Below are 9,807 nucleotides of genomic sequence, written 5' to 3' on the forward strand. Positions count from 1 at the left end.
GCATGGCTCTTCCCGTCACTGGTATCTCCTGTGCGTATTACCGTGAGGTTCAAATGCATAAAGCATTGGTTGTAGACGATCATCCGTTCATTCGGGCAACTGTAAAAGTGTTGCTGGAACGCGAGCAATTCGAAGTCGTCGCCGAGGCTGATAATGGCGTGGATGCGGTGCAACTGGCTCGCAAGCACGACCCGGAACTGATCCTGCTGGATATCGCCATGCCGAGCCTGGATGGATTGGAAGTCATCAACCGGATCAGCGCGCTGAAACTGTCGAGCAAGATCCTGGTATTGACCTCCCAGTCCGCCGCCTTTTATGCCATGCGCTGCATGAAAGCAGGCGCTGCCGGTTATATCTCGAAAACCGATGAATTGAGTGAATTGAGCAAAGCGATCAAGGCGCTTATGGCGGGCTATACCTTCTTTCCCAACCTGGCGGGTAATTCCGTACGCCGAAGCGATATCGATTCCACTGAGCTGGAGATGATCCGCGGCTTGTCCGATCGTGAACTGGTGATTTTGCAGCAACTGGCCCGGGGCCTGAGCAACAAGGAAATCGGAGATGCCATGTTGCTGAGCAACAAGACCGTCAGTACCTATAAAACCCGTCTGATCGAAAAACTCAACGTCAAGTCGGTGGTGTATCTGGCCGACTTCGCCAAGCGTAATAATCTGATCTAGATGAAAATTTATCTGCGCAACTATTTGCTTGCCGTCTGTCTGCTGGGAGCGTTAGGAAGTGCCTCGACAGCACAGGCCGAGGCGCAATCGCTGAACCTCTTCGGCCGTTCAAATGGCGCGAACGCTGCTGTCGTTCTGGAGGAGGCGGATTGGCGATGGTTACGCAACAAAAGCTCGCTGCGCCTGGGCGTGTCGGCGCCGGATTATGCGCCCTTCGATATGGTTACCAACGGCCAGGATTACGAAGGTATCACCGCCGATTATGCCGAGCTGTTGGCCACCATGCTGCACATCAAGGTCGAGGCTCGGCGTTATGACTCACGAGCCGAGGTGATCCAGGCGCTCAAACTCGGTGAGCTGGATCTGGTGGGCACTGCCAACAGTTTCGACGGGGCCGATCCAGAGCTGGCGCTGAGCAGTGCCTATGCCGATGCGCCGTCGGCACTGGTGACCCACAGTGGCTCGGATCAGGTATTGGCGCCTGACCTGGCAGACAGTCGCCTGGCCATGCTTGACCACTATCAGCCGACAGACGCAGTCCGGGCCGCCTATCCCAAGGCGCAGCTGCAGTTTTACCCTTCGGCCCAGGGCGCGATCGGTGCCGTGGCGTTCGGACACGCGGATGCTTACGTGGGTGATGCCATCAGCACCCATTATCTGGTCAACAAACACTTCCTCAATGACGTCCACCTGACGGCATTGTCCGGGGTGTACAGCACGCATTTCTCCTTTGCCACGCCCCAGGGCAATCGTCGTTTGTTGCACATCGTCGATGCCGCGCTGGCGGTGATCCCCATCACTGAGCGCATGGCGATTCTGCGCCGTTGGAGTGCCGGTGACACGAGCCTTTCCGGGCTTCATCCGCTGCAGCTCAGTACGGCCGAAGAGCGCTGGCTGAAAAAACATCCGCGCCTGACCGTGGCGGTTAATGACAGCCTGGCCCCCATGTCCTTCTTCGATGATCAGGGTGAGTTCCGCGGCATCAGTGCCGAGGTGCTGGCCAAGATCAGCCAGCGCACCGGTTTGAAATTCGATGTGCTGCGCGGCAACTCGATGGACAAGTTGATCGAGCAGATCCGGGTCGGCAATGCTGATCTGATCGCGGCGTTCACGCCCACTACCGAACGCGAAGGTGAGCTGCGGTTCACCCGTCCTTATTTGACTAACCCATTTGTCCTGATCACGCGGGACGAGTCGGACAGTGCGCAAACACTGGACGGCATGGTCGGTAAAAAACTGGCACTGCGGCGCGGCAATGCGCTGTACGACTTCATCAGAGATAAATTCCCCGGCATTGAGTTGATCCAGACCCAGACTGCAGCCGATGCCATGGTGTTGGTGGACAAGGGGGAGGCGGACGGCGCCATCAACTCGCTGATCAATGGGCGTTACTTGATTTTGCGCCAGTTCCGCGACCGCCTGCACATTGCCAATGTCGTCGGTTTGCAGTCGGCCCAGGCGAGTTTCGCCACCGACCGTGGGGCGCTGGAGTTGTACTCGATCCTGGACAAAGCCCTGCAAAGCATTCCCCCGGAAGAACTGGATGAGCTGACCGGCCGTTGGCGCCACGACGTGGTGATCGATAATGACAACTGGCTGCACCATCGCTCGGCGGTCATCCAGGGTTTTGTCCTGTTTGCGCTGTTGTTGTTGATGGCCGTGGTTTGGATCATTTACCTGCGCAGGTTGGTGTCCACTCGCGAAAAGGCCGAATTGGCGCTCAACGACCAGATGGAGTTCATGCGCGTCTTGATCGACGGCACCCCCCACCCGATTTATGTCCGTGACCGTCAGGGGCGTCTGGTGAGTTGTAACACTGCTTACCTTGACGTGCTGGGTGTCACACGCGAGGCGGTGATGGGTCAGAAGATTACCGACAGCATACTGATCGGTCATTCCGATACCGAGACCTTTCAGGCCGAGTACATAAAGGTGATGGAGGAGGGTACGCGGTGGATTCAGGATCGTACGTACACCCTCAACGACGGCGAGGTGCATACGGTCTATCACTGGATGTTGCCGTATCACACCAGTGACGGCGTGGTCGCCGGCATCATCGCCGGCTGGATCGATATCAGCGACCGCCAGCGCCTGCTGGATCAATTGCAGAGTGCCAAGAAAAGCGCCGATGATGCCAACCGGGCGAAAACCACGTTCCTGGCCACCATGAGCCACGAAATCCGCACCCCGATGAATGCCGTGATCGGCATGCTCGAACTGGCCATGAAGAAAGCCGATCAAGGCGTCATGGACCGCTTCGCCATCGAGGTGGCTTCTGGCGCGGCGCGGGGTCTCTTGGACCTGATCGGTGACATTCTCGATATCGCCCGCATTGAATCCGGTCGCCTGTCCTTGACCCCGGAACGGGCCAGTTTGCGCGAGTTGGTCGAGTCGGTGGTGCGCATGTTCGAAGGGGTGGCGCGGCAAAAAGGCCTGCGGTTGTTGCTGGATTTTGATCTCAAGGCCAGTCGCGATGTGCTGATCGATCCGCTGCGTTTCAAACAGATTCTGTCCAACCTGCTGAGCAACGCGATCAAGTTTACCGACGAAGGCGAGGTGCGCTTGAGCGTGCAGGCTGCGCCCGGCGTGTGCGGCGAGCGGTTGGCGCTGCATGTGCAAGTCAAGGATTCCGGCATTGGCATTTCCACCTCGGATCAGGAGCGGCTGTTCAACCCTTTCGGCCAGGCCAGCAATAATAATCAGTCGGCGCGGGGTGGTTCGGGGCTGGGCCTGGTCATCAGCCGGACCCTGTGTGAAATGATGCACGGCCAATTGCACCTGAGCAGCGTGCCGGGCAAGGGCACGCAGATTGATATCCGTCTCGATCTGCTGATCTTGCAACCTGTGCCCGCTGCCGAATTGCCGGCGGTCGAGCTGGCGTCTCAGGCGTGGGTGCTCAATATCCTGGTGATTGACGACTACCCGGCCAACCGCTTGCTGCTTTCCCAGCAATTGTCCTATCTCGGTCACGGTGTCTGCGACGCCGAGGATGGCGCCCATGGCCTGCGCGCCTGGCGCAACGGAAACTTCGATGTGGTCATTACCGACTGCAACATGCCCGTGATGAACGGTTACGAGCTGACGCGGGCCATTCGTGATGAGGAAAAGGCTTCGGGGGCCGAGCCGTGCCTGATCCTGGGATTCACTGCCAATGCCCAGCCAGAGGAAAAAGAACGCTGCCTGGCCGAGGGCATGGACGATTGCCTGTTCAAACCCATCAGCCTCCTGGAGTTGAGCGCCAGACTGGCCTCAGTACAACCCGGTACCAAGTCATTACCCCTTGGCGCGCCGATGCCAGAGATTGATGGCGACATCAATTTGAGCAGCTTGCAGCAACTGACCCGTGGTGATCGCAACGCGATCAAAAACCTGCTCGGTGATCTGGCGTCCAGTAATGAAGAAGACATGTTGCGGCTGATCAAACTGTTCGGCGAGCATGACTTGTCAGGTCTTTCCGATCTGGCCCATCGAGTCAAGGGCGGCGCCCGCATCATCAAGGCGCAGAGCCTGATCCTGTGCTGCGAGCAATTAGAGGTCATCTGTATGGGGTCGGACTCGATCCTGTTGACGGAGGCGGTGGACGCGTTGCAGCAAGCGATGGAGCGATTGGCGCAAACGCTGGAGCAGCGCATGGCTGATCCGGTGCTGTAAACCCCGGTGTGGGGCGGAAACTCCCGACCCTGACTTGAGTTCACTTTAGTGCACAAGATCAGTCCTCTAGTTTGCGGCCCCTGCGCTTGTTCAACTGCTGCAACAGTCTTTCCATTTGCACTGTCAGGTTCTGCAGGGTCGCGGCGCCTCTATCGCGATCTTCGCCGCGCCACGATTCACTATGTGCAGTCAGCAACTTCAGGTTGTCTTCGTGGCGCCTGATTAATACCCGTAGTTGATTTCGCTCTTTAGTCATCTCGGACTCTGTCTTGGGAAAGTTGGCTAATAACTGCATACAACGAGCGCTAAACATTAGTGATGGATACAACGTTGTGTATGTAGGAAATTTCTCAAAGAACCAGCATTCCGCTGACGATATGCTGCATTACCGGGAGGGGCGTGACGTTCGGAAATTTCCTACATTCAGGGAGAAATTTCCTAACGATACCCACCGGCCTACGCCGGACAATTGGCTCATTCCTTTCATTGTGAGCCGCGTCCATGCCCATGCTCCCGTTGCGCATCCTGGTTCTTGGCGACAACGCCTTCCATCGCTCGATTGCGGTGAACATGCTGTGGCAATCCGGATGCCAGGAAGTCTTCGTAGCCAGCGATGCCGCACAAGCCCTGGCGATCCTGGGGCAGGTCGGTGCGGTGGATATCACCCTGTGTGACCTGCGCATGGACGGTGTCGACAGCCTTGAGCTTCTGCAGAGCGTGGGGCGATCGCGTCTGGCGGGGGCGATCATCATCAGCAGTTCGCTGTCGGCCGATGTGCGTCGGGCGGTGGGGCAACTGGTTTCGATGTTGGGGATGGTGTTGCTCGGGGATGTCAGCAAGCCTTTGCAGTTCGGGGCGCTGCAACGATTGCTGGCAAAACACATGCACGAACCCATTGGCGAACGGGTCGTGCCGGCGGTGACGGTGCAGGCCTCGGAAGAGGAGGTGCGCCGGGCATTGGCCGATCAGCAATTGCAGACTTACTTCCAGCCAAAATTCGACCTGATGACCGGCGAAGTTAGCAGCGTCGAAGCCTTGGCCCGTTGGCACCATCCCTCCGAAGGTGTACTGCCGCCCTCGGTGTTCATGCCGATTATCGAGCGTTGCGGGTTGATGGATGACTTGCTGATCCTGCAAATGGAACAAGGCTTGAGGCTGCAGCGGCAGGTACTCAGGCAGGGATTGGCGCTGAATATCGCCTTCAATCTGCACGCTGTGCAATTGGTGAACGCAGGACTCACGTGCCGGATCAAGACGATGCTCACCGCGCATGATCTGCCCGGTTCAGGGCTGACGTTCGAGTTGACGGAAACGGGTCTTCTCGAAGCCCCTGCAGCCAGTCTGGAAAGCCTGGTGCGCTTGCGAATGATGGGTTGCAACCTGTCGATCGATGATTTCGGCGCGGGGTTTTCGTCGTTGCAGCGCCTGTGTCAGTTGCCGTTCAACGAAATCAAACTCGACGCCGAGTTTGTTCGCGGGCTCAAACAAGAGCCGCGCTGCCGCGCCGTTATAAAAAGCACCCTGGCGCTGGGCGAAGCATTGGGCATGACGGTCGTCGTCGAAGGGATCGAAACCGAAGAGCAACGTCAGGTTTTGCTGGAACTTGGCTGTACGCAAGGGCAGGGCTACTTGTGTTCCCGACCGATGACGGCGGCGGGTTTATTGAACTGGCTGGATCTTCAGCGGATGGCGGCGGTTAGTTGCTCGGGAAATTTCCTACAAACAGCAGGAAATTTCCTAACTTAATCATGTTGGCAAGTCGAGACAATACAATCTCTTAATTCCTTGGTAGTTGCTGTTACTTGCATAAAACGAAGATTTAACACTTGTCGTTTCAGAGGCGGAGTGTCGTTTGTGAGCAGGGTTTTTATATCAAGTATTGATTGAAAAGCGGAAGTCATCACGCCATGGATGACACGTGATTCGGAGGTTGGCTCGACGCCAATTCATAGATGAATAAAACATTTTCGGTTGTCTGGAATACGTCGCTGGGTTGCTGGGTAGTTGCTTCGGAACTGGCCTGTAAGAAGACCAAGAGCAGGCCGGCGGGGCAGCGTAAGCGGGGGGTTAACCCTCTTCTTGCATTGAAGGGGAAAACGCGTGCGCTGGGTATGCTCGCGGTTGCTTTGAGTCTGACTGTCGGATGGTCTGAGCCAGGGTACGCATGGCTGTATTTTGCTAACTCTTCTACTGGCTCATGTACGGGCACCGCTAGTGGTACCGTGGGGCGGACTGCCGTCGCGGGGACACTTACAGATCCAACTTCCGGCGCTGGCGCTTATATAAACGTTGCCGGTTGCAATTCATCCGGTGGGTCCTTCAATGGAGCCACTGTTTTTGGCAGCTTTTCTGCCGTGACCGGGCTCGGTGGAGCAGTATTCGGATATTCAGCCAGCGCCGGCCAATGGGCCACTGCGATAGGGTTGGAAACCAATGCGTCGGGTATTGCAAGTATCGCTTTGGGTTACGGTAGCGTTGCGAACAATCTCAATAGCGTGGCCATCGGTGGTTCGGCCGCCGGGACCGGCACTACTTCGCTTCTATTGGCCGACTCCACCACGGCGTCCGCCCCGGGAGCTGTTGCCATCGGGAGTAACACAACCCGAGGGGCCCAGGCCCGGGCCGCCGATTCCATTGCTCTTGGTGGCCAATCAACGGTGCTGGCGGCTGCCAGCTCCGGTGTTGCAATCGGGCAACTGGCAACCGTGAACGTCGCAAACAGTGTGGCACTAGGCTCGAACTCATTAGCCGCTGGCACTACTCTGGCTACCGCCGCTTACGGTATCGGCGGCGTGGCGACGACCGGTGGTGAAGTGAACATCACCAACGGCGCCAACAACCGTCGCATTACCGGTCTTGCCGCCGGTGCCAGTGCGACGGATGCCGTCAACGTCAGTCAACTGAATAAAGTAGGGCAGGATACGGCGACAGCCCTGGGCGGTGGCGCGGCACTCAATGCGACCACCGGCGCCTGGACGGCGCCCACTTATTCCACCACCACCATTAATGCAACGGGTGCCAGCACCGGCTTACTGCCCAGCACCAACGTCGGCGCGGCACTGACCAATCTCAGCACTAGCGTGACTAATACCGCCGCCGTTGCGGTGAAATATGATGCCGTCGGCGGCAACGCCATCACCCTGGGGGCGACTGGAGGTGTAGGCGCACCAGCCGGTGGGGTGAAAATCACCAACCTGAGCGCCGGAGCCTTGAACGGCACCAGCACCGATGCGGTGAACGGCAGCCAACTCTTTGCCACCAATACTGCCGTCACTAATCTGGGGACCCAGGCCACTACGTTGGGCAACACCTCGGCCAGCACCTTGGGTGGCGGCGCCACGTACTCGTCGGCCACCGGGCTTACTGGCTTCACTCAGCCGATCAACAGTGTCAGCACCTCCGGGGCGGTAGCGGCAGGCACTGCGCAAACCAGCGTCGCGGGTGCGTTGTCGGCGCTGAACACCGACACGGTCAACACCGCCAATATCGCGGTGAAATATGATGCGGTCGGCGGCAATACCATCACCCTGGGAGCGACTGGCGGTGCAGGCGCACCGGCCGGCGGGGTGAAAATCACCAACCTGAGCGCCGGAGCCTTGAACGGCACCAGCACCGATGCGGTGAACGGCAGCCAACTCTTTGCCACCAATACTGCCGTCACTAATCTGGGGACCCAGGCCACTACGCTGGGCAACACCTCGGCCAGCACCTTGGGTGGCGGCGCCACTTACTCGTCGGCCACAGGGCTTACTGGCTTCAGTCAGCCGATAAACAGCGTCAGCACCACTGGGGCGGTAGGGGCTGGCACTGCGCAAACCAGCGTAGCGGGTGCGTTGTCGGCGCTGAACACCGACACGGTCAACACCGCCAATATCGCGGTGAAATATGATGCGGTCGGCGGCAACGCCATCACCCTGGGGGCGACGGGTGGTGCAGGCGCACCGGCCGGTGGGGTGAAAATCACCAACCTGAGCGCCGGTGCCTTGAACGGCACCAGTACCGACGCGGTGAATGGCAGCCAACTCTTTGCCACCAATACTGCCGTCACTAATCTCGGGACCCAGACCACTACTTTAGGCAATACCTCGGCCAGCACCTTAGGCGGCGGCGCCACTTATTCGGCGGCCACGGGGCTTACGGGCTTCAGTCAGCCGATAAACAGCGTCAGCGCCAATGGGGCTGTCGGGGCTGGCACTGCGCAAACCAGCGTAGCGGGTGCGTTGTCGGCGCTGAACACCGACACGGTCAACACTGCCAATATCGCGGTGAAATATGATGCTGTCGGCGGCAACGCCATCACCCTGGGGGCGACGGGTGGTGCAGGCGCACCGGCCGGTGGGGTGAAAATCACCAACCTGAGTGCCGGGGCCTTGAACGGCACCAGCACCGATGCGGTGAATGGCTCGCAATTGTTTGCGACCAACCAGACCGTCGATGGCCTCGTCAACAATGGCGCGGGTATCAAATATTTCCACGCCAACTCGATTCTGGCTGACAGCACTGCCACGGGTACTGACAGTGTGGCCGTCGGTCCCGCCGCCAGTTCTACCGCCGCGAACGCGGTGGCCATCGGCAACGGTGCCGTGGCGGGCACTGCCAACTCCGTCGCCCTGGGCAACGGCGCCACCACGGCTGCTGCTGTTGCGACCGCCAGCGGTGTGGTCAACGGTGCCACCTTCACTTACGCCGGTGCTGCACCGACCGGCGTATTAAGCGTCGGCAGCGTGGGCAGCGAACGGCAGATCACCAACGTTGCCGCCGGTCAGGTTTCCGCGACTAGCACCGACGCGATCAACGGCAGCCAACTCTTCGCTACCGATACAGCGGTCACTAATCTGGGGACCCAAACCACTACGCTGGGCAACACCTCGGCCAGCACCTTGGGCGGCGGCGCCATTTACTCGCCGGCCACGGGGCTTACTGGCTTCAGTCAGCCGATAAACAGCGTCAGCACCACTGGGGCGGTAGGGGCTGGCACTGCGCAAACCAGTGTGGCAAGTGCATTGACGGCGCTGAACACCGACACGGTCAACACCGCCAACATCGCGGTGAAATATGATGCTGTCGGCGGCAACGCCATCACCCTGGGAGCGACTGGCGGTGCAGGCGCACCGGCCGGCGGGGTGAAAATCACCAACCTGAGCGCCGGTGCCTTGAACGGCACCAGTACCGATGCGGTGAATGGCAGCCAACTCTTCGCTACCGATACTGCGGTCACTAATCTGGGGACCCAAACCACTACGCTGGGCAACACCTCGGCCAGCACCTTAGGCGGCGGCGCCACTTATTCGGCGGCTACGGGGCTTACGGGCTTCAGTCAGCCGATAAACAGCGTCAGCACCACTGGGGCGGTAGGGGCTGGCACTGCGCAAACCAGTGTGGCAAGTGCATTGACGGCGCTGAACACCGACACGGTCAACACCGCCAACATCGCGGTGAAATATGATGCTGTCGGCGGCAACGCCATCACCCTGGG

General features: G+C 59.0%; 4 protein-coding genes and 1 pseudogene. All 5 read left to right on the forward strand.

All coding sequences use genetic code 11. From position 1 onward, the window contains the following. Positions 1 to 53: 53 nt before the first annotated feature. Complete coding sequence (locus FQ192_RS30580) at positions 54 to 680, forward strand: response regulator transcription factor (protein WP_149661875.1); 627 nt, start codon at positions 54 to 56, stop codon at positions 678 to 680. Next, on the forward strand, positions 681 to 4,331 hold the full coding sequence (locus FQ192_RS30585; protein ID WP_149661876.1) for a transporter substrate-binding domain-containing protein: 3,651 nt from the start codon (positions 681 to 683) through the stop codon (positions 4,329 to 4,331). A gap of 501 nt (positions 4,332 to 4,832) precedes the next feature. After that, entirely contained in the window at positions 4,833 to 6,077 is a 1,245-nt protein-coding gene (locus FQ192_RS30590; protein WP_149661877.1) for an EAL domain-containing protein, read from the forward strand. 206 nt (positions 6,078 to 6,283) lie between these two features. Next, positions 6,284 to 6,835: pseudogene (locus tag FQ192_RS35205) on the forward strand (ESPR-type extended signal peptide-containing protein); the annotation flags it as partial. A 201-nt stretch (positions 6,836 to 7,036) separates the two neighbouring features. Then, on the forward strand, positions 7,037 to 9,807 hold a 2,771-nt coding region (locus tag FQ192_RS30595), incomplete at its 3' end, for a beta strand repeat-containing protein (RefSeq protein WP_372242374.1).

Source organism: Pseudomonas sp. ANT_J12 (assembly GCF_008370045.1).
In the GTDB taxonomy this organism is placed as follows: Bacteria; Pseudomonadota; Gammaproteobacteria; order Pseudomonadales; family Pseudomonadaceae; genus Aquipseudomonas.

Coding starts and splice junctions, on each gene's coding strand:
- FQ192_RS30580 (WP_149661875.1), top strand. CDS start 54: ATGCATAAAGCATTGGTTGTAGACGATCATCCGTTCATTCGGGCAACT.
- FQ192_RS30585 (WP_149661876.1), top strand. CDS start 681: ATGAAAATTTATCTGCGCAACTATTTGCTTGCCGTCTGTCTGCTGGGA.
- FQ192_RS30590 (WP_149661877.1), top strand. CDS start 4,833: ATGCCCATGCTCCCGTTGCGCATCCTGGTTCTTGGCGACAACGCCTTC.